The 19,580-nt window shown below is 59.8% G+C and carries 14 protein-coding genes; 5 read left to right on the forward strand and 9 right to left on the reverse strand.

Going from position 1 to position 19,580, the window contains the following annotated elements; translation table 11 throughout:
- Positions 1-18 precede the first annotated feature (18 nt).
- Positions 19-939, reverse strand: a complete 921-nt coding sequence (gene ldtB, locus F3J31_RS07700; protein WP_032649383.1) for a L,D-transpeptidase — start codon at positions 937-939, stop codon at positions 19-21.
- A gap of 222 nt (positions 940-1,161) precedes the next feature.
- On the opposite strand from ldtB, the gene F3J31_RS07705 reads away from it, so the two are divergent.
- Positions 1,162-2,757, forward strand: a complete 1,596-nt coding sequence (locus F3J31_RS07705; protein WP_032656351.1) for an ABC-F family ATPase — start codon at positions 1,162-1,164, stop codon at positions 2,755-2,757.
- 83 nt (positions 2,758-2,840) lie between these two features.
- Here F3J31_RS07705 and F3J31_RS07710 read toward each other — a convergent pair whose 3' ends face one another.
- Positions 2,841-5,204: a glycoside hydrolase family 31 protein gene (locus F3J31_RS07710; protein WP_167212310.1), complete on the reverse strand. Its 2,364-nt coding sequence runs from the start codon at positions 5,202-5,204 to the stop codon at positions 2,841-2,843.
- Between the two features lie 17 nt (positions 5,205-5,221).
- On the reverse strand, positions 5,222-6,523 hold the full coding sequence (locus tag F3J31_RS07715; protein ID WP_045909413.1) for an MFS transporter: 1,302 nt from the start codon (positions 6,521-6,523) through the stop codon (positions 5,222-5,224).
- Positions 6,524-6,811: 288 nt separating this feature from the next.
- Between F3J31_RS07715 and F3J31_RS07720 the strand changes: the two genes are divergently transcribed.
- On the forward strand, positions 6,812-7,885 hold the full coding sequence (locus F3J31_RS07720) for a LacI family DNA-binding transcriptional regulator (RefSeq protein ID WP_167212313.1): 1,074 nt from the start codon (positions 6,812-6,814) through the stop codon (positions 7,883-7,885).
- Here F3J31_RS07720 and F3J31_RS07725 read toward each other — a convergent pair.
- From F3J31_RS07725 to F3J31_RS07740, 4 genes are all read right to left on the reverse strand, one after another.
- Positions 7,882-9,138, reverse strand: a complete 1,257-nt coding sequence (locus tag F3J31_RS07725; protein ID WP_167212316.1) for a DUF1479 domain-containing protein — start codon at positions 9,136-9,138, stop codon at positions 7,882-7,884. The two genes, F3J31_RS07720 and F3J31_RS07725, sit on opposite strands and share 4 nt — an antisense overlap.
- Before the next feature lie 149 nt (positions 9,139-9,287).
- Positions 9,288-10,103: a Cof-type HAD-IIB family hydrolase gene (locus F3J31_RS07730; RefSeq protein ID WP_069719559.1), complete on the reverse strand. Its 816-nt coding sequence runs from the start codon at positions 10,101-10,103 to the stop codon at positions 9,288-9,290.
- 167 nt (positions 10,104-10,270) lie between these two features.
- The gene (locus tag F3J31_RS07735) at positions 10,271-12,703 is read right to left on the reverse strand and encodes a formate C-acetyltransferase/glycerol dehydratase family glycyl radical enzyme (protein WP_167212319.1); all 2,433 of its coding nucleotides are present in this window, start codon (positions 12,701-12,703) and stop codon (positions 10,271-10,273) included.
- Between the two features lie 4 nt (positions 12,704-12,707).
- Positions 12,708-13,607, reverse strand: coding sequence for a glycyl-radical enzyme activating protein (locus tag F3J31_RS07740; protein WP_167212322.1), 900 nt, complete (start codon positions 13,605-13,607; stop codon positions 12,708-12,710).
- A 128-nt stretch (positions 13,608-13,735) separates the two neighbouring features.
- Here F3J31_RS07740 and fsa point away from each other — a divergent pair, with 128 nt between their 5' ends.
- On the forward strand, positions 13,736-14,398 hold the full coding sequence (gene fsa, locus F3J31_RS07745; protein ID WP_069719556.1) for a fructose-6-phosphate aldolase: 663 nt from the start codon (positions 13,736-13,738) through the stop codon (positions 14,396-14,398).
- Positions 14,399-14,576: 178 nt separating this feature from the next.
- Here fsa and moeB read toward each other — a convergent pair whose 3' ends face one another.
- Positions 14,577-15,329: a molybdopterin-synthase adenylyltransferase MoeB gene (gene moeB, locus F3J31_RS07750; protein WP_167212325.1), complete on the reverse strand. Its 753-nt coding sequence runs from the start codon at positions 15,327-15,329 to the stop codon at positions 14,577-14,579.
- 1 nt (position 15,330) lies between these two features.
- Positions 15,331-16,563: a molybdopterin molybdotransferase MoeA gene (moeA, locus tag F3J31_RS07755; protein ID WP_167212328.1), complete on the reverse strand. Its 1,233-nt coding sequence runs from the start codon at positions 16,561-16,563 to the stop codon at positions 15,331-15,333.
- 187 nt (positions 16,564-16,750) lie between these two features.
- On the opposite strand from moeA, the gene iaaA reads away from it, so the two are divergent.
- Positions 16,751-17,689 carry a beta-aspartyl-peptidase gene (iaaA, locus tag F3J31_RS07760; protein WP_048027619.1) on the forward strand — a complete coding sequence of 313 codons (939 nt, stop codon included), beginning with the start codon at positions 16,751-16,753 and terminating at the stop codon, positions 17,687-17,689.
- Positions 17,690-17,700: 11 nt separating this feature from the next.
- On the forward strand, positions 17,701-19,572 hold the full coding sequence (gsiA, locus tag F3J31_RS07765) for a glutathione ABC transporter ATP-binding protein GsiA (RefSeq protein ID WP_167212331.1): 1,872 nt from the start codon (positions 17,701-17,703) through the stop codon (positions 19,570-19,572).
- Positions 19,573-19,580: the final 8 nt, after the last annotated feature.

Here is a 19,580-nt window from a genome sequence, read left to right on the forward strand (position 1 = left end):
TTAATGCGCGTGACGTGATTAGTTCAGACGCACCGGCATACCGGAACGGTTCTGAACGGCCTGGTCAACAATCGCCGTTTCAACGTCTGGCTGAGACGTTACCGCCTGTACCGCGCTGTTCAGCGTAACAGGAACGACTTCGTTGTTGTTGATCTGGTCTTCGCTGGTGGACAGCGGGTTGTGCACTTCGATGTAGCGGCTGCCGTCTGGCTCAGACGTTGCTTTCACCGGTTCGTTGATGAACTGCACGCGCGTACCGACCGGCACGTTTTCGAACAGGAACTTGATGTCGTCGTTACGCAGACGCACGCAGCCGTGGCTCACGCGCAGGCCGATACCGAAGTTGGCGTTGGTGCCGTGAATCGCATACAGACGGCCAATGTACAAGGCATACAGACCCATCGGGTTATCCGGGCCTGCTGGCACAACGGCTGGCAGCGGTTCGCCCGCAGCGATGTATTCCGCGTGCATTTTAGCCGTTGGCGTCCAGGTTGGGCCCGCTTTCTTACGTTCAACTTTGGTGGTCCAGTTCAGCGGGGTGTCTTTACCCAGCTGGCCGATACCGATTGGCAGCACGATGACGGTATTGGTGCCTTTCGGGTAGTAATACAGACGCATTTCGGCGCTGTTAATTACGATACCTTCATGAACGGTATCCGGCAGGATCAGCTGCTGAGGGATATTCAGCACGGTACCTGCTTTCGGCAGGTACGGGTCAACGCCCGGGTTCGCTTCCAGCATGTTAGACAGACCCAGCTGGTACTGCGCCGCGAAATACTCCAGCGGCTGAGAGTTACCTTCAGGAACCGTCACCACCTGGTTTTGACCCACCAGACGGCTTCCGTCGGTCGGCAGGGGATACGTCACCGCAGACGCGGTCTTACAAAAACCTACTACGGCTAACGCCGCCGCAAAAAGCGCTGTTAATTTCATGTTCATGTTGTGCGAGGTATCTAAGCCATTCTGGCGATGAGTTGATAAGTCTGAATCTGTGATGGGAGCGCATTATATGTGCATTCCCGCTCACTGGGAATTCAGATGTGTACGAAATCACATTTTTTTCGATTTTGTTAAAGTTTAGTGGATGGTTGCAACGCGGGATCTCAATTCGGAATTGTGGCATAATGCCGTGTTTATCACACTTTTCGCAGGAATCTCCCCGTGTTAGTTACCAGCAACGTCACTATGCAGTTTGGCAGTAAGCCGCTGTTCGAAAACATTTCCGTCAAATTTGGCGGCGGCAACCGTTACGGCCTGATTGGTGCCAACGGTAGCGGTAAATCCACCTTTATGAAGATCCTCGGCGGCGATCTGGAGCCGACCCTCGGCAACGTGTCGCTCGATCCGAACGAGCGCATCGGTAAGCTGCGTCAGGATCAGTTCGCCTTCGAAGAGTTCACCGTGCTCGACACCGTGATCATGGGGCACGCGGAGCTGTGGGAAGTGAAGCAGGAGCGCGATCGCATCTATGCGCTGGCCGAGATGAGCGAAGAAGACGGCTATAAAGTGGCCGAGCTGGAAACGCAGTACGGCGAGATGGACGGTTACTCTGCGGAAGCGCGCGCGGGCGAGCTGCTGCTGGGCGTCGGCATTCCGGTTGAACAGCATTACGGCCCGATGAGCGAAGTCGCGCCAGGCTGGAAGCTGCGTGTACTGCTGGCTCAGGCGCTGTTCTCTAACCCGGACATCCTGCTGCTCGACGAACCGACGAACAACCTGGACATCGACACCATCCGCTGGCTGGAGCAGACGCTTAACGATCGCGACAGCACCATGATCATCATTTCGCACGACCGTCACTTCCTGAACATGGTCTGTACGCACATGGCGGATCTGGACTACGGCGAGCTGCGCGTCTATCCGGGCAACTACGACGAGTACATGACGGCGGCCACCCAGGCGCGCGAGCGTCTGCTGGCGGACAACGCCAAGAAAAAAGCGCAGATTGCCGACCTGCAGTCCTTCGTCAGCCGCTTCAGCGCTAACGCCTCTAAATCGCGTCAGGCAACCTCGCGTGCGCGTCAGATTGATAAAATCAAGCTGGAAGAGGTCAAAGCCTCCAGCCGTCAGAACCCGTTCATCCGCTTCGAGCAGGACAAGAAGCTGTTCCGTAACGCGCTGGAAGTGGAAGCCCTTACCAAAGGCTTCGATGAAGGCCCGCTGTTTAAAAACTTCAACCTGCTGCTGGAAGTGGGCGAGAAGATTGCCATTCTGGGCGCCAACGGCGTGGGTAAATCTACCATGCTGAAAACCCTGGTCGGCGAACTGCAGCCGGACAACGGCACCGTGAAATGGTCCGAAAACGCGCAAATTGGTTACTACGCGCAGGACCATGAGTACGAGTTCGAAAATGACCTGACCGTCTTTGACTGGATGAGCCAGTGGAAGCAGGAAGGCGACGACGAGCAGGCGGTGCGCAGCATTCTGGGTCGTCTGCTGTTCAGCCAGGACGACATCAAAAAGCCTGCTAAAGTGCTCTCCGGTGGTGAGAAGGGACGCATGCTGTTCGGCAAGCTGATGATGGAAAAACCAAACATCCTGGTGATGGACGAACCGACTAACCACCTGGACATGGAATCGATCGAATCCCTGAACATGGCGCTTGAGATGTATCAGGGCACCCTGATCTTCGTCTCTCACGACCGTGAGTTCGTCAGCTCGCTGGCGACCCGCGTGATCGAAATTACGCCAGAGCGCGTGGTGGACTTCACCGGTAACTACGAAGATTACCTGCGCAGCAAAGGTATCGACGGCTAAAAAAAAGCCCGGTGGCGCTTCGCTTACCGGGCCTACGGGTGACTTTGTAGGCCGGGTAAGGCGAAGCCGCCACCCGGCAGTCTTCAGAGCACCCACTCACTCCTTTCAACCCCGTTCACCCGCAGCGTACGTTTTTCCCCCGCCGGTAATGACACCTTTAGCGCCTTCCACGCCGGACGATAATCCCCGCGCGCGTTCACTCTCAGGTTAATGGTTGCGCCGTCGCACACCATTTCCCATTCCACCCACAGCGCATTGCCGTTCTGATAGCCCCAGCTTTCGCCGTCGTCTTCAAACAGCAACCCCGAGGTTGTGCCGACGCCTTTCACCGGGAACAGCTTCAGCTCGCGGGCCGTATCTTTTTCGGCACTCACATGCGTGATGCGCTCGCTCAGCGGCAGACCGGCTCCGGCGCGCACCAGCAGCGGCAGTTTTTCCAGCGGCGCATCGAGGATGATGGATTGCCCGCCCGCATACCACGCGTGGGTGTAAAAATCATACCAGCCCGTTTCGTTATCCGGCAGCCAGACCCGGCGCTCGCGCTGCCCGGCTTCGACGACGCTGGCGACCAGCAGGTCGCGGCCCAGCAGGAAGTCGTCGCACTCTTCGAAGGTCTGTGCATCGTGCTCGTGGTCGAGGAAGGTCGGGCGCAGCATCGGCTCGTCGTCGGCGTGCGCCTGCCAGAGCAGAGTATAGAGATACGGCAGCAGGCGGTAGCGCAGCTCAATCGCGCCGCGAATGGCAGGCGTGACGCCCGGATACATCCACGGCTCGTTCACCGTGTGGTCATCGTTCCACGAATGAATGGTAAAGCGCGGGTGCATCACGCCGTTCTGCACCCAGCGCACGAACAGCTCGGCGTCCGGCTTGTCGCCGGAGAAACCGCCCACGTCATGGCCGACGTTGAACAGCCCGGACAGGCTCATGCCCAGCCCCATGCGGATGTTATAGCGCAGCGTGTCCCAGTTGGTGCGGTTGTCACCGCTCCAGGTCTGAACGTAGCGCTGCATCCCGGCGCAGCCGGAGCGGGAGATGAGATACGGGCGTTTTTCCGGCGCAAAGCGCTGCTGCGCTTCCAGCGAGGCGCGCATCATCAGCAGCGGCATGACCGGGCGAATATGCTTGATGGCGATCTCCTTGCCGAAGCCGTGACAGCGGGCTTCTCCGTCCCACACTTCATATTCGTTGTTGTCGTTCCAGGTGGAGTCGATGCCCATCTCCAGCAGCTGCGTGGTGACGCCGTTCTGCCACCACTGCACCGTCTGCGGGTTGGTAAAGTCGAGGTGCGAGCCTTCGTCATCCCAGAAGCTGGAGCGTTCGGGTGCATCGGTTTCTGAATCGCGAATAAACAGGCCGCTCTCCGCCACTTCGCTGTAGCGCGGATGATCCTGCAGCAGGCACGGCTTGATGTTTGCGGCCAACTTCAATCCCGCGTCGTGGAACGCCTGGCTCATCACCTTCGGCTGCGGCACCTTGTCATAGTTCCAGTTGAAGACGTAGCGCTTGCCGTTGATGGAGGTATAGCCGGACGAGAGCTGGAACGAATCGCACGGAATGGCGTGTTCTTCGCACAGGCGGATGAAGTTCATCAGCTGATTCTGCGCGTCCGGCGCGTCGGTGTAGTGCATGGTCGAGCCGCTGTAGCCCAGGCTCCATTTCGGTCCGAACAGCGTCTTACCTGTGAGGCGCACGAAGGCTTTGGTGACGTCCAGCACGCGCCTGCCGGTAAAGATGTAGTAGTCGATATCGCCCGCTTCCGCCTGCCAGCGGCGATAGGCGGTGTGGTAGTTGTCGATTTCGTTACCCAGATCCAGCCAGCAGCTGCTCAGGTTGTCGTAGAACAGGCCGTAGCTCACGTCATCGCGGCGGGTAAGGGTGAACGGAATGTGCTTGTACAGCGGGTCGGTGCTGGCGGCGTTGTAGCCCATGGCGTCGAGGTTGCGCATCTCGTAGCGTTTACCGTTGCGCTGCAGATCGCCCGCTTTCTCACCCAGGCCGTAGAAACGCTCGTCCTTGCGGCGGCTCAGGTAGTGCGCCACGCCGTCGCCGTGGGCGTTCAGCAGGTAGGCGCTGGTGGGGCGGTCGTTGACCAGCGGCTGCCACTCGCCCGCGTCATTGCGGTAGTGCCACTCCAGCCACAGCGGCTGGTGCACGGTGACGCGCAGCTGTTCGGTTGCCACGGTTAACGTGTCGTCCTGCTGCGTCAGCGTCCAGGTCGGGCAGGTGAAGCCGCTGACATCGTCACGACGGCGACCTTCCCACGGCACGTCTTGTTCCGGGGCGATGCTCCAGGTGCGGTCCAGCGCCAGCTCGCCTTTGCGTTTGATCAGCACGCGGAACAGGTTCTCTTCCAGCACATACAGGCACAGGCGGTGCTGGTTATCGACCAGCAGTTCAAGATGGTTTGCCGACTGCGTATCAAGGGTCCAGTTTTTCAGGGTTTTCATATGCAATACATCCACTATCAGGCGCGCTTGGCGCGACGTTCAGCAATAAATGCTACCAGGAAGAGAGCGCCAATCAGGTCAAAGAAGCCCATGGCGATAAAGAGCGGGTTAAAGCCGATTTTGTCGGCGGTCACACCGATTAACAGCGAGAACAGGAAGCTGGCGATCCACGCCGCCGAGCCGCGCATGCCGTTGACGGTCGCCATCTGGCCTTTGTCGAACGACTCAACGACCAGGGCGCTGAGCATGCAGGAGATGATCTGGTGCCCGAAGCCGCCGATGGAGATCAGCACGATGGTGATATACGGGTCGCGGGTAATGGCCACGATGGCCAGCGAGATCATCAGGAACGCGCCGGTCACGGAGCTGGCGACGACCGAGTTCACGCGGGAGCAGCCGAACAGGCGGGTGTACAGACGCGTCAGGTAACCGCTCGCCACGCTGCCGAGGTCAGCGGCGAGGAACGGCAGCCAGGCAAACATCGCAATCTGCTTCAGGTCCATGCCGTGCTCTTTGGCAAGGTACAGCGGCACCCAGAAGCTCAGCACCGCCCAGGCCGGTTCCGCCATAAAGGCCGGGATGGCGATACCGTAGAAGCGTTTGTTCTTCGAGACGGTTTTCAGCGCGGTCAGGAAGGGCAGTTTGACGGCAGGCGGTTCGTTATCCTGCTTGATAAACGCCAGCTCGTCCTTGCTCAGGTTCGGGTGCTGCTCCGGGTTGTGGTAGAACGCCCACCACAGGATCACCCACAGCAGCGCCAGCACGCCGGTAAACATGAACGCCCCCTGCCAGCCGAACGAGGCGTGAGCGAAGTAAATGATAGGCGGAGCCAGCATCGCGCCGATAGAGAAGCCCACGCCCGCCCAGCCGGCAGCAACGGGACGCTCTGATTTCGGGAACCACTCGCCGATGGTTTTGGCGTTCGCCGGGGTAGCGGCGGCTTCGGAAGCTCCCATAAAGAAGCGTAGGATCGCCAGGTGCAGCCAGCTTCCGGCGCCCGCATGGAAAATACACATTAGCGCCCAGATCCCGGCGCAGACCATGAAGCCAATCTTCAGGCCGATCACGTCAATCAGCCAGCCGCACAGGGGCTGGAAAATGGTGTAGGCAATCTGGAACGCACCGACGATCCAGGAGTATTGCTCGGTGGTGATCCCAAGGCTCTCTTTCAGTTCCGGGGCGAGGATCCCGAGCGAGTTTCGGGTGATGTAGTTAACGGTGACGCCAAGTAAGAACAGCACCAGCACGTACCAGCGCAGGTTCTTGATGACGCGACGGGTTTTGCTTGTCGCAACGGTGTTATTGATGTCCTGACTCATTTTACTCTCCACAAGACGGACGGTAAGGGGACGGAGGTTCAGGTGTCACACAGATTTTTATGCCTTTGATTTCTATCCGTTTAAACTGCTTAAGTTGGTATACAACTAGTATGGAAGTTGTGTGACAGGTTCACCTTAAGGGAGAAAATGAGCGGGCAATAGTCTATTTTGTGCAAAATTTCTCATAACTGACGTAAACACTCTGGCAAGATGGTATTGATGTCAGTTATTGCCTGATAAACACGCTATGAAAATTTTTTCATTTCGCAAATGGAGCCAGATCACAAAATGGACAAAAGGCTAAAAATCACCGAAATCGCTGCCCGCACGCAGCTCTCGATCAGCACCGTGTCACGCGTGCTGGCGGGGAAAGCGAATACCAGTGAAAAAGCGCGCGCAAAGGTGCTGGCGTGCGCGCGGGAGCTGGGCGTGATGGAGGGTATGGCGGCGGGACGGTTGCTGCTCAATAGCCTGGTGGTTTTTGCTCCTCAGCGCGCCTTCGACGAGCGGTCCGACATCTTTTACTACCGCGTGATCCAGAGCGTGAGTAAAGGCCTGGCATCCCACGATGTGCGCCTGCGCTACTGCGCGCTGGAAGAGAACGACAGCGACGCCCAGCTGTTTCTGGCGCGGATGAACGAGTCGGACACCCAGGCCGCCATTCTTCTCGGTATTGACGACCCGCATATCCACGATCTGGCGGTGGACGTGGGTAAGCCCTGCATGCTGATTAACTGCCGCGACCGGCACATGCGTCTGCCTGCCGTTGCGCCGGATCACCGCGCCATTGGCGAGCGGGCGGCGGAATACCTGTTCGAGATGGGACACCGTGAGGTGATGAACGTGCTGTGCCTGCGTCGCTACACCATGGAGCTGCGCCTGTCAGGGATCCGCGACGCGTGGCAGTCTCACAACCTGGCGTTCAACGACAGGCGCGATCTGCTGGTGGTGCCGAGCTTCAGCGCGCGCGAAACGGAACAGTTGGTCAGCAGTTGGCTCAGCGAAATGCAGGGCAAGGATTTGCCAACCGCGTTCCTGGTCGGCGGCGATTTTATGGCGGCGGGGACCATCAGCGCATTACAAAACCACGGCCTGCGCGTGCCGCAGGACGTCTCGGTGATGAGCATTGACGGGTTTAACCTGGCGGCGATCCAGGATGTGCCGCTGACGGCCGTGCATGTTCCCCGCGACGAGCTGGGAACGGAAGCGGTACACATGCTCCAGCAGCGGCTGATGCGCCCGGACGCGCCGGTGGGGACGTTACTGCTTAACGGCACGCTGACCGTACGAGAATCGGTACGGCGGATACGTCAGGGAAAACGACGCACCGCCGTTGAGCGGGAAGGGCTGTATGACAGTTAGACCATGCCCAGCGCGCGCTTGCCGTGGATGTTGAGATCGTTCACGGTAAAGCGGTCCTGCCAGCTCTTTTCATAATCTTCGCGTGGGAAATCCCCCGGCGATGCGCCGGTCTCCAGCGCTTCCTTGACCTTCTTAGCATAGGCGAGGTTTTTCTCGCACATCGGTGCGGCGGGGATATACATCACGTTGCCCCAGCCCTGCTGATTGTCCACCGGCGCGACGGAGTGGATCACATCGCAGTGCCACCACACCGAATCACCCGCGTCCAGCGCCGGAATGCTGGTCAGCGCCTCGATAAGCAGCGGGTGCCACTTCTCGGAAACCGGCAGCACGCGCCCAGGCGCCACGCCGCACAGCTCGTCTTCCGGCACGTCGTCCAGCAGCGGACGCAGCAGAATATACGCCATTGCTTCCGGGATCGGCACGACGTGCAGCAAGCCCTGTCCGGGGATCATATCCGACAGCGCGGTCCAGCCCTGGAAGGTGCGGAACACCGAGCATTTGGTGGTGTTATCGACGGTATACTCTTCCACTTCGGTACGGTGCGCGGCGTTCCACGGATCGTACTTGTCGACATTGCCGTCAAACACGCGGGCAAAGACCTGCTGATAGGCCGGCAGCAGCCAGCGCTCCAGCGCGCCGGAGTCGGTATGCGCGCCCAGCCCTTTCGAGGTGGTTCCCGGCGGACGACGGCGGATACGATCCGGGTAAATCACGCTCACGTCCGGGTCGAACCACTGCTTGCCGTTGCTCTCGAACGTCCATAAACGGTTAAGGAACGACTGCACCTGCGCCATCTCTTCGCTCTGGCGCGCCTGCATTTGCGCCTGCGACCAGTAGATGGGGTAAATCTCCGGACGGGAGGCGGTCAGGGTGCCGAAGAAGTTATCGCCTGGCCCTTTGTACACCTCGTCAAACTTGTTCAGATCGAGGTAGTCGAGCATCGACTGATCCCACGCCAGCGCTTGCTCGCGCGGGAAGTGACCTTTAATCACCGCGCAGCCGCGGCGTTTAACGGCGTCGCGCTGCGCCTCGGTAATCGTGCCGTTTTTCACATCGGCAAACGGGATCACCGGCCAGACGGATTCACCTTTATTTTTAAGCGCGTTAATTTCCGCCACGCGGGTGGCAATGCTGTCGCTGAGCTTGTTGAACACCGCCTGCACGTCACCGATCTGCGCGCGTAACTCACGTTTCAACTGACGGATTGCCGCTTTGTGATCCGCCGGCAAGGTTTCACTGGTAAAGGTCATAACTGCCTCGCATCTTTCATTCGAAAGTAAAAATGTCTACAAGTGATACTTTAAGTTAAAAATAAGTTAATGCAAGTTTAAAAACTTGACGTGCGCCACAGGACGGAAAAAGAGTGAGAGGCCGGAGCCAGGCTCCGGCGAGGAAAGGATCAGGCGTCGAACGGGGAATGGTTGTCGAGCACGGCCTGAATGACGTTCAGCGCGCCCTGATGGTTGTTGTCGTCAGTGCTGTAGCGGCTGATTTCTTTGATGCTTTCCGCCGCGTTGCCCATCGCAAAGGAATATTTCACCAGCTTCAGCATCTCGGCATCGTTGCCGCTGTCGCCAATGGCCACGCACGCCTGCGGGGAGATTTTCCAGCGCTTCAGCAGACGGCTGATGCCGTTAGCTTTGTGCAGGCCGGGGATAATCAAATCCACAAAACCAAAGCCGCTGGTGACTGGCTTCATGATGCCGTCCAGCGAGACGTGCAGCTTATCCACCAGATTGGGGATATCGCTGTCCGGCAGGTTCAGGGAGAACTTAAACAGTACGTCGTCAATTTCACGGTAATCGCTGATGCGCTTTAAGCGGTGGTAGTGCTTTGACATCAGCGCCACGAACGCGTCCGGGGCTTTATCGCTGACGTACGCGCTCTCCAGCCCGCAGGCCACGAAGTTCAGCCCTTTATCTTTCAGCAGTTCGCCAATCACGATCTGCGATTCATGGCGGGTCAGCTCGCCGTGAAAAATCTGCTCCCCGCGATCGAACACCAGCGCGCCGTTTTCCGCCACGAAGGAGATCCGATCTTTGAGCTCCGGAAAGAAGGAGATGAGCTGGTAATACTGGTTGCCGCTGGCGACAACGAATTCAATGTCGCGGGCTTTAAGCTGTTCAAACTGTGCCTGGAAGCGGTCACGATCGTACTGCTTGGCATCATCAAGAAAAGTTCCGTCCATATCGGTGACGATAACTTTAACGGTCATACTGTGCTCCTGGGTCACTGCGTTTTGAAACATTCTAATAACAAGGTGACGGGGAGCACAAATTTAATTTCGAATGAAAGTCAGAAAGCCGGGTGGCGGCTTCGCCTTACCCGGCCTACGGGGAGACTCTGTAGGCCCGGTAAGCACAGCGCCACCGGGCGTTTTTCTTACAGCGTATGTTCAGTACGGGCGATAATATCGTCCTGCGCATCCGGCGACAGGGCGGTGAAGAACGCCGAGTAGCCTGCGACGCGCACCACCAGGTCACGATACTGGTCAGGGTGTTTCTTCGCCTCCAGCAGCGTGTCGCGGGAGACAATGTTGTACTGAATATGCCAGCCCTTATGCACCTCGAAGAAGGTGCGCAGCAGCACCATCAGCTTCTGGCGATCGCTGTCGTTTTCCAGCGTTGACGGGTTAAGCTTCTGGTTCAGCAGCACGCCGCCGAGAATCGCCTCGGTAGGCAGTTTACCCACGGAACCGATGACCGCCGTTGGACCCAGGTGGTCGGTACCGGAAGCTGGGCTGGCCCCTTCCGCCAGCGGCGTGTGCGCCTTACGTCCGTCCGGCGTCGCCATCGTCGCCGCGCCAAACGGCACGTTCGCGGAGATGGAAGAGGTGCCCGCGTAGTAGTTACCGCCAATCGGGCCGCGGCCGTGGCGTGGGTTGTGGTACTGCTTCAGCTCTTCAATATAGGTCTGATAGGCGCGGGTCAGCAGCATATCAACGCTGTCGTCGTCGTTACCGTACTTAGGCGCGCCATTGATCAGACGCTGACGCAGCTGCTCGTGGGTCAGCCCGTCGAAGTCATCCGCCAGCGCCGCCGCCAGCTGCTGTTGGCCGATGACGCTCTGTTCGAACACCAGCTTCTTCACCGCCGCCAGGCTGTTGCCGAGGTTAGCGATCCCCACCTGCAGGCCGGAGACCCAGTCATACTTCGCGCCGCCCTGCTTGATGCTTTTCGCGCGCTCGATGCAGTCGTCCACCAGCGCCGAGCAGAGAATATCGTGGACGTTCTCTTCCAGCATGGTGTCCACCACGTACTCAATTTCGATGGATTTGCGGGTGTAGTAGCGGATCTGGCTATCCCAGGCCGCCATCACCTCGTCGAAATTGTCGAAGTTACCGGCAGAGAGCGCTTTCTCCTGCGGCAGGAACACCTTGCCGCTGGTGGCGTCGCGGCCGCCTTCCAGCGCGGCCAGCATCACGCGGGCGAAGTTGATGAAGCTCATGCCGGTGCAGCGATAGCCCCACTTGCCGCCCACCGCGGTTTCGATACAGCCAATCGCCGCGTAGTCGTAGGCGTCGTCGCGCTCAACGCCGAGCTTGATGAATTCCGGAATGACGATTTCATCGTTGTTGAAGGCGGGCATCCCGAAGCCGCAGCGGATCACCTGCACGCAGGCGTCGAGGAAGTCGTTGCTCATGCCCGCGTGGTAACGCACGCTCAGGTTCGGCTGGGTGGAGCGCAGACGGCCGCAGGATTCCAGAATCGCGTAGGAGAGCGGGTTCACCGCGTCCATCGGCTCACCGTTGACCAGCTTCTGGCCGCCGATGGTGACGTTCTGGTACAGCGGGCTGCCGGCGGAGGCTTTGGAGTGCGAGCCGGAGCGGATCTTGTTCACTTCCAGCAGCTTCAGCCAGCAGCTATGCAGCAGCTCAATGGCGTGTTCGCGATCCAGGCTCTGGTTCAGCTCCACGTCGCGGCGGTAGTACGGATAGAGATACTGGTCCATACGCGCGAAGGAGACGGAGTGGCCGTTGGACTCAATCTGCAGGATCAGCTGAATGAAGTAGCACAGCTGCAGCGCCTGCCAGAAGGTTTTTGGCGGCTCGTGAGCAATCACGTCGCAGTTTTCTGCCATCGCCAGCAGCTCGTCGCGGCGGCTTTCGCGGGTTTCGGTGGAGGCCATCTCGCGCGCCAGATCGGCGAAGCGTTTGATGTGCAGGCTCACCGCTTCCAGCACGATATCAATTGCCTTCAGGAACTGATCGCCGTGCAGGTCTTCCAGCACCGTCAGGTTGATGCGCGAGCGGCGCTCGGCCACTTTGGCGCGCAGGCCGTCGAGACCTTTTTCCAGCACCAGCGGGAAGTTCACCGCCAGGTGCGCGTCGCCGGAGGTCATGTTGCCTTCGGCTTTGATGATGCCGGTTTCCAGCAGGCCTTTCTGCTCGTCGGTGAACATGCCATAGCAGCGGTCCTGCACCGTCTGGCCGCGCCACCAAGGGCAGATCTCATGCAGCACGCGCTTGTTCTCTTCGCTCACCGCAAAGCCCGCGCCCGGGCGATCCGCCAGGTCGTCAATCTCTTTCTCAATCCAGGAGACGGTGTATTCCGGGAAGATCGGTGCGGCGCGCACTTCACTGGCCTGGTTACCAATAATCAGCTCGTCGTGTTTGATCCAGATGGTACGCTCGGCCAGGTGATGCGCCAGCGCCAGGGCGCGACGGACCGGGATCGGCTTGTCCATGTGCTGCTGGTACATTTCGGTGTAATGCTGGGCGCGCTCGGTACAGACCGGCGGCTTAACGATATGCACCAGCGCCGTTTTGTGCGCCTTAATGCGCTCGCTGAGGGTATTGAGATTCAGGGTTGTCATAAGTTTATCCTCGTAAGGTCGCGGTTAACCCTTTCTGGCAGGCGTACTGCTGCGCGAAGTCCAGCAGGGCAGGGTTATCCAGCGGTTTGTCAGGGGCAGAGTAGGGTTGGCCGAGCAGGGTGTATTTGTTCATGCCCAGCGTGTGATACGGCAGAAAATGAATATCGTCGACGCCGAGCTCATCGGCAGCGAAGTTAGTGATGGCGGTGATGGAGGCTTCATCCGCGTTAAAGCCCTGGATCAGCGGCACACGGATGGTGATCTTTTTCCCGGCGGCGGCCAGGCGTTTCAGGTTGTCCAGGATGCGCTTAGCCGAACCGTCCGTCCACTGTTTAAACACGTGACCGTCGACGTGCTTCAGGTCGGCGAGGAACAGATCGACGTACGGTAATGACGGCTCGATATAATGCCACGGCACGTGAAGGCAGGTTTCGACGGCGGTGTGGATCCCCTGGTCATGGCTGGCTTGAAACAGGGCCTGCGCCAGTTCGGGGTTCATAAACGGCTCGCCGCCGGAGAGGGTGATCCCGCCGCCGCTGCGGTCGTAGAAGGGTTTGTCGCGCAGTACGATCGCCATGATCTCCTCGACCTGCCGTTCTTCACCGCAGACGGTCAGCGCCTGCGTCGGGCAGCAGTCGGTGAGGGCATTAAGCGTCTCTTCACTTAATTTCTCACGATGAATGACCATCCCGTTCAGCGCACGTTCGATACAGCCCGGTGCCGCCTGCTGACACAGGTCGCAGCCGTCCAGGCACAGACGCGCATCAAACAGCACGTCCCGCGTGCGGGAGCGGCTTTCCGGGTTCTGGCACCAGCGACAGCCCAGCGAGCAGCCTTTCAGGAACACCACGGTACGGATACCGGGGCCATCGTGGGTAGAGTAACGCTGAATATTGAAGATCATGTTTTCGCCTCTCATCTTGCATACGAAGATTAAATTACTTTCGAATGAAAGTTATCTTGATGCAGGTCAACTCTTGAGCAGGTTTTGTCGTGATAGGGTAAGTGCAGGCTAATTTTGAGGGTGACATCATGGAACTTTATCTCGACACATCTGACGTTGCGGCAGTCAAAAAGCTGGCGCGTATCTTCCCGCTGGCGGGCGTGACCACCAACCCAAGCATCGTTGCGGCCGGTAAAACGCCGCTCGACGAACTGCTGCCCGCGCTGCACGACGCGCTGGGCGGTAAAGGCCGTCTGTTCGCGCAGGTGATGGCGACCACCGCCGAAGGGATGGTGGAAGACGCGCGTAAGCTGCGCGCTATCATTAACGATCTGGTGGTGAAAGTGCCGGTGACTGCAGAAGGGCTGGCGGCGATCAAGATGCTGAAAGCGGAAGGGATCCCGACGCTGGGTACGGCGGTATACGGTGCCGCGCAGGGGATGCTGTCCGCGCTGGCGGGGGCGGAGTATGTGGCGCCTTACGTTAACCGCGTGGACGCGCAGGGCGGGGACGGGATCCAGACCGTGGTGGAATTACAGCAGCTGCTGACGCTGCATGCCCCGCAGTCAAAAGTGCTGGCCGCGAGCTTTAAAACCCCGCGTCAGGCGCTGGACTGCCTGCTGGCTGGGTGCGAGTCCATCACGCTGCCGCTGGACGTGGCGCAGCAGTTTATTACTTCTCCGGCTGTGGATGCGGCGATCGTAAAGTTTGAGCAGGACTGGTTGGGGGCGTTTGGACGGACGTCCATCTGACGCGGTTGCCGGGTGGCGCTGGCACTTACCCGGCCTACGTTCGCATTGCTGTTGCCGGGTGGCGCTAACGCTTACCCGGCCTACGTTCGTATCGCGGTTGCCGGATGGCGCTGGCGCTTACCCGGCCTGCGTTCGCGCCGTTGTAGGTCGGGTAAGGCGAAGCCGCCACCCGACTTTTTTACTGGCTACACACCTCACACCCCGGGTTACGCATCAGCTTCATCTCGCGGAACTGGCAGGTCATCGCGTCGTACATCACGATTTTACCCGCTACGGGCGTGCCGTGATGCGCCAGCACCTTGATCGCTTCCATTGCCTGCAATGAACCAATCACGCCGACGAGCGGCGCCATCACGCCCGCCTCAACGCAGGTCAGCGCATTCTCGCCAAACAGACGGCTCAGGCAGCGGTAGCAGGGTTCACCCTCGGCGTACGTGAAGACGCTGATTTGCCCCTCCATGCGGATCGCCGCGCCGGAGACCAGCGGGGTTTTGTGAGCAAAACAGCCCGCGTTGAGCTGGTTGCGGACGGTGACATTATCGGTGCAGTCCAGCACCAGGTCGTGCCGGGCAATCTGCGCGGAGAGCGCGTCGTCATCCAGCATTGCGTCAATCAGCGTGAACTGAACGTGGGGATTGATGCGCGCCAGCGCAGCCCTGGCGGATTCCACTTTCGGCTGACCTACCGTCGCGTCGCTGTGCAGTGTCTGGCGCTGCAGGTTGGAGACCGATACGGTATCGAAATCCAGCAGCGTCATGCTTCCCACGCCCGCCGCGGCAAGGTACTGCGCGGCGGCGCAGCCCAGCCCGCCCAGCCCGACGACCAGCACGCTGGCCGCCTTGAGCGCTTCCTGACCCTCGAAGTCAAACCCGCGTAGCACAATCTGGCGGTTGTAGCGCATCATCTCTTGGTCGCTCAGCTCCACCGTCATGTCAGCCTCCGAACAGGTGGTTAAAGCGCTCGACCTCAACCCATTCGCCGGCTTCCACGTTGCCGCGCTCGCGCTCCAGCACGATGAAGCAGTTGCCCAGACTGAAGGAACTGAAAATGTGCGAGCCCTGATGTCCGGTGGTGCTCACTTCGAGCTCGCCGTCCGCACCGCGGGTCAGAATGCCGCGCTGGAAATCGAGACGGCCCGGTGATTTTTTCAGCCGCGTGGCGGCACGCACGCGCACGCGTTCCGGCAGCGGGCTGGCCTTGTTGCCGGAAAGCTTCGCCAGCAGCGGGATCGCCAGCTGGTAGAAGGTGAGTGCCGCCGAGACCGGGTTACCCGGCAGGCCGCAGAACCAGCTGTGTGAAAGCTTGCCAAACGCGAACGGCTTGCCCGGCTTGATCGCCAGCTTCCAGAAGGCGATTTCACCCAGCTCTTCAAGAAGGGTTTTGGTGTAATCCGCTTCGCCAACGGAGACGCCGCCGGAGCTGATGACCACGTCGGCGGATTTATCCGCCTCGATAAACGCCGCGCGCAGTTTTTCCGGATCGTCAGGAATGATGCCGAGGTTAATCACCTCGCAGCCCAGCTGCTCCAGCATCAGGTGTACCGCCAGACGGTTGGTGTCGTAAATCTGGCCGTCCTGCAGCGGCTGGCCCGGAAGCTGCAGCTCGTCGCCGGTGGAGAAAACGGCGACGCGCACTTTACGGATCACGTCGATGTCCGCGATGCCGAGCGACGCCAGCACCGGCAGCTCCGCCACCGTCAGCTTTTGCCCGGCGGCAAAGACCGTCGCGCCGAGGGTAATGTCTTCCCCCGTGCGACGGATGTTCTGGCCCGCTTTGACGCTCGCGGTAAAACGCACGCCGTCGTCGGTCTGTTCGGTCTCTTCCTGCATCACCAAGGCGTCGCAGCCTGGCGGAACCGGTGCGCCGGTCATGATGCGCACGCAGGTGCCTGCAGGCCATTCGCCGCTAAACGGCTGACCCGCAAAGGCTTTACCCGCCACCGGCAGGGCGTTACCCGTCTGGAGATCCGCCAGGCGTACCGCGTAACCGTCCATCGCGGAGTTATCAAACCCCGGCACGTTAAGCGGAGAGACGATATCGCGTGCGGCAATACGGCCAAAACAGCGCACGAGGGGCAGCGTCTCAACGTCATGCAGCGGGGAAACTCGGTCAAGCATCTGCGTGAGTGCCGTCTCAAGCGGCATCAGTCCGGCGGTAAAATCCATGGTGGGCTCCTGCGGAGTAACAACGAAAGCGTCCATTATGGCAGAAAAGTGCGGCTAACTGTATGACCGAAGGGTGCACGCTTTACATCACTGTTACGTCTTTCTATATTCAAAAATCATCTGAAGTTTCGTCGACGATAATGATATTTATAGAAAAAGCCGCAAAACAGGCTAACGGGTGATGTGAATGGTTAAGGCGGTAATCGCAATTCATGGCGGGGCCGGGGCAATCACCCGTGCACAGCTCACTTCTGAGCAGGAAAAACGCTACATCGACGCGCTGTACGCCATTGTCGAAACGGGCCAGAAAATGCTGGAAGCAGGCGAGAGCGCGCTGGATGTGGTCACCGAGGCGGTGCGTCTGCTGGAAGAGTGCCCGTTATTTAATGCGGGGATCGGTTCGGTCTTTACCCGGGATGAAACGCACGAGCTGGATGCCTGCGTCATGGACGGTATCACCCTGAAAGCGGGGGCCGTGGCAGGCGTCAGCCACCTGCGTAACCCGGTGCTGGCCGCGCGTCTGGTGATGGAAGAGAGCCCGCACGTGCTGCTGACGGGCGCGGGGGCGGAGAGGTTTGCCTTCGAACACGGAATGGAGCCGGTATCGCCTGACCTGTTTTCCACGGAAGCCCGCTATCAGCAACTGCTGGACGCCCGTTCGGCGGGCATGACGCAGCTTGACCATACTGCGCCGCTGGATGAGCGCAGCAAAATGGGCACGGTGGGCGCGGTGGCGCTGGATAAAGCCGGCAACCTCGCGGCGGCAACTTCCACGGGCGGGATGACCAACAAGCTGCCCGGACGCGTGGGTGATAGCCCGCTGCCTGGCGCGGGTTGCTATGCCAATAACGCGACGGCGGCGGTGTCGTGTACCGGCACCGGAGAAGTGTTTATCCGCGCTCTCGCGGCCTATGACATTACCGCGCTGATGGATTACGGCGGTTTAAGCCTGAGCGAGGCCTGCGAGCGTGTGGTGATGGAGAAATTACCTGCCCTGGGCGGCATCGGCGGACTCATTGCGGTGGATCGTGAGGGCAACGTGGCCCTGCCGTTCAACAGCGAAGGCATGTACCGCGCCTGGGGCTATGCCGGCGATGAGCCGAGCACGGGGATCTATCGTGAATAAGGGGGCAGCGCGTGCCGCACAGTGAAGAGCTGGACAACCGCGAAGTGCTGGCTGTCCATCAGCTGAATATTGCGTTTCAGGAAGAGCGGCAGTTCATCCCCGCAGTACAGAATTTATCGTTCACGCTCAGGCGCGGCGAGACGCTGGCGATTGTTGGCGAGTCCGGCTCCGGGAAATCGGTCACCGCGCTGGCGCTGATGCGCCTGCTGGAACAGACGGGCGGTCAAATCAGCAGCGAGAAAATGCTGCTGCGCCGCCGTAACCGCCAGGTCATTGATTTAAATGAGCTGAGCGGCGCGCAGATGCAGGGCGTGCGCGGGGCGGATATTGCGATGATCTTCCAGGAGCCAATGACCTCCCTGAACCCGGTGTTCCCGGTCGGGGAACAAATTGCCGAGTCCATTCGCCTGCATCAGAGGCTGAGCGGCGATGAGGCGCTCAGGGAAGCCAGACGCATGCTGGAGCTGGTACGCATTCCGGAGGCGCAGGCCATTCTCGGCCGCTACCCGCATCAGCTTTCCGGCGGCATGCGCCAGCGGGTGATGATCGCCATGGCGCTCTCGTGCCGTCCCGCGGTGCTGATTGCCGATGAGCCGACGACGGCGCTGGACGTGACGATTCAGGCGCAGATCCTGCAGCTCATCAACGTGCTGCAGCAGGAGATGGAGATGGGGGTGATCTTTATCACCCACGATATGGGTGTGGTCGCCGATATCGCCGATCGGGTACTGGTGATGCACAAGGGCAGCGCGGTAGAAACCGGCACGGTTGAGCAGATTTTTCACGCGCCCGTGCATCCCTACACCAAAGCGCTGCTGGCGGCGGTTCCGCGTCTTGGGGCGATGAACGGCAGCGATCTGCCGCGTCGTTTTCCGCTGATTTCCCTGGCGGCGTCTGAGCCGCAGGAGGAGGAACGCGAGCAGGACACCGTGGTGCCGGGCAAGCCCATTCTGGAAGTGCGCAATCTGGTCACCCGGTTTCCGCTGCGCAGCGGTGTACTGAACCGGGTGAAGCGCGAAGTGCACGCGGTGGAAAACGTCAGCTTCGATCTCTGGCCGGGCGAAACGCTGGCGCTGGTGGGGGAGTCCGGCTGCGGTAAATCCACGACCGGGCGCGCGTTGCTCCGTCTGGTGGCCTCTCAGGAGGGCAGCATTACCTTTAACGGCGAGCGCATTGATACCCTTCCGGACAGCAGGCTGCAGGCGGTGCGGCGGGATATTCAGTTTATTTTCCAGGATCCGTATGCCTCCCTCGATCCGCGCCATACGGTGGGGTATTCGATCATGGAGCCGCTGCGGGTGCATAACCTGCTCGACGGCGAGGCGGCGCAGCGTCGCGTCGCCTGGCTGCTGGAGCGCGTTGGCCTGAAGCCGGAACACGCCTGGCGTTATCCGCACGAGTTTTCCGGCGGGCAGCGGCAGCGTATCTGCATCGCCCGCGCGCTGGCGCTGAACCCGAAAGTGGTGATTGCGGATGAATCCGTCTCGGCGCTGGATGTCTCTATCCGGGCGCAAATCATCAATTTGCTGCTGGATTTACAGCGGGATATGGGGATCGCCTTCCTGTTTATCTCGCACGACATGGCGGTGGTTGAGCGCATCAGCCATCGCGTGGCGGTGATGTTTATGGGGCAAATTGTGGAAATCGGTCCGCGAAGAGCGGTGTTCGAGAACCCACAGCATCCGTATACCCGCAAGCTCATCGCGGCGGTCCCGGTCGCCGACCCGGCGCATCGTCACGGCCAGCGCGTGCTGCTGCAGGATGAAATGCCGAGCAATATTCGTAAACGCGGCGAGGCCGTAGAGCGCGTGGCGTTGCGTGAGGTCGGGCCGGGTCATTTCGTGGCTCCCCCGCGTCAGGACAATGCTTTTTCGCGGTTATAACTTTCAAC

Source organism: Enterobacter sp. Acro-832 (assembly GCF_011752745.1).
GTDB classification, from domain to species: domain Bacteria; phylum Pseudomonadota; class Gammaproteobacteria; order Enterobacterales; family Enterobacteriaceae; genus Enterobacter; species Enterobacter quasiroggenkampii.

Excerpts from the sequence above, each read along its gene's own strand:
- ldtB (WP_032649383.1), bottom strand. The coding sequence starts at position 939 with ATGAACATGAAATTAACAGCGCTTTTTGCGGCGGCGTTAGCCGTAGTA.
- F3J31_RS07710 (WP_167212310.1), bottom strand. The coding sequence starts at position 5,204 with ATGAAAACCCTGAAAAACTGGACCCTTGATACGCAGTCGGCAAACCAT.
- F3J31_RS07715 (WP_045909413.1), bottom strand. The coding sequence starts at position 6,523 with ATGAGTCAGGACATCAATAACACCGTTGCGACAAGCAAAACCCGTCGC.
- F3J31_RS07720 (WP_167212313.1), top strand. The coding sequence starts at position 6,812 with ATGGACAAAAGGCTAAAAATCACCGAAATCGCTGCCCGCACGCAGCTC.
- F3J31_RS07725 (WP_167212316.1), bottom strand. The coding sequence starts at position 9,138 with ATGACCTTTACCAGTGAAACCTTGCCGGCGGATCACAAAGCGGCAATC.
- F3J31_RS07730 (WP_069719559.1), bottom strand. The coding sequence starts at position 10,103 with ATGACCGTTAAAGTTATCGTCACCGATATGGACGGAACTTTTCTTGAT.
- F3J31_RS07735 (WP_167212319.1), bottom strand. The coding sequence starts at position 12,703 with ATGACAACCCTGAATCTCAATACCCTCAGCGAGCGCATTAAGGCGCAC.
- F3J31_RS07740 (WP_167212322.1), bottom strand. The coding sequence starts at position 13,607 with ATGATCTTCAATATTCAGCGTTACTCTACCCACGATGGCCCCGGTATC.
- fsa (WP_069719556.1), top strand. The coding sequence starts at position 13,736 with ATGGAACTTTATCTCGACACATCTGACGTTGCGGCAGTCAAAAAGCTG.
- moeB (WP_167212325.1), bottom strand. The coding sequence starts at position 15,329 with ATGACGGTGGAGCTGAGCGACCAAGAGATGATGCGCTACAACCGCCAG.
- moeA (WP_167212328.1), bottom strand. The coding sequence starts at position 16,563 with ATGGATTTTACCGCCGGACTGATGCCGCTTGAGACGGCACTCACGCAG.
- iaaA (WP_048027619.1), top strand. The coding sequence starts at position 16,751 with ATGGTTAAGGCGGTAATCGCAATTCATGGCGGGGCCGGGGCAATCACC.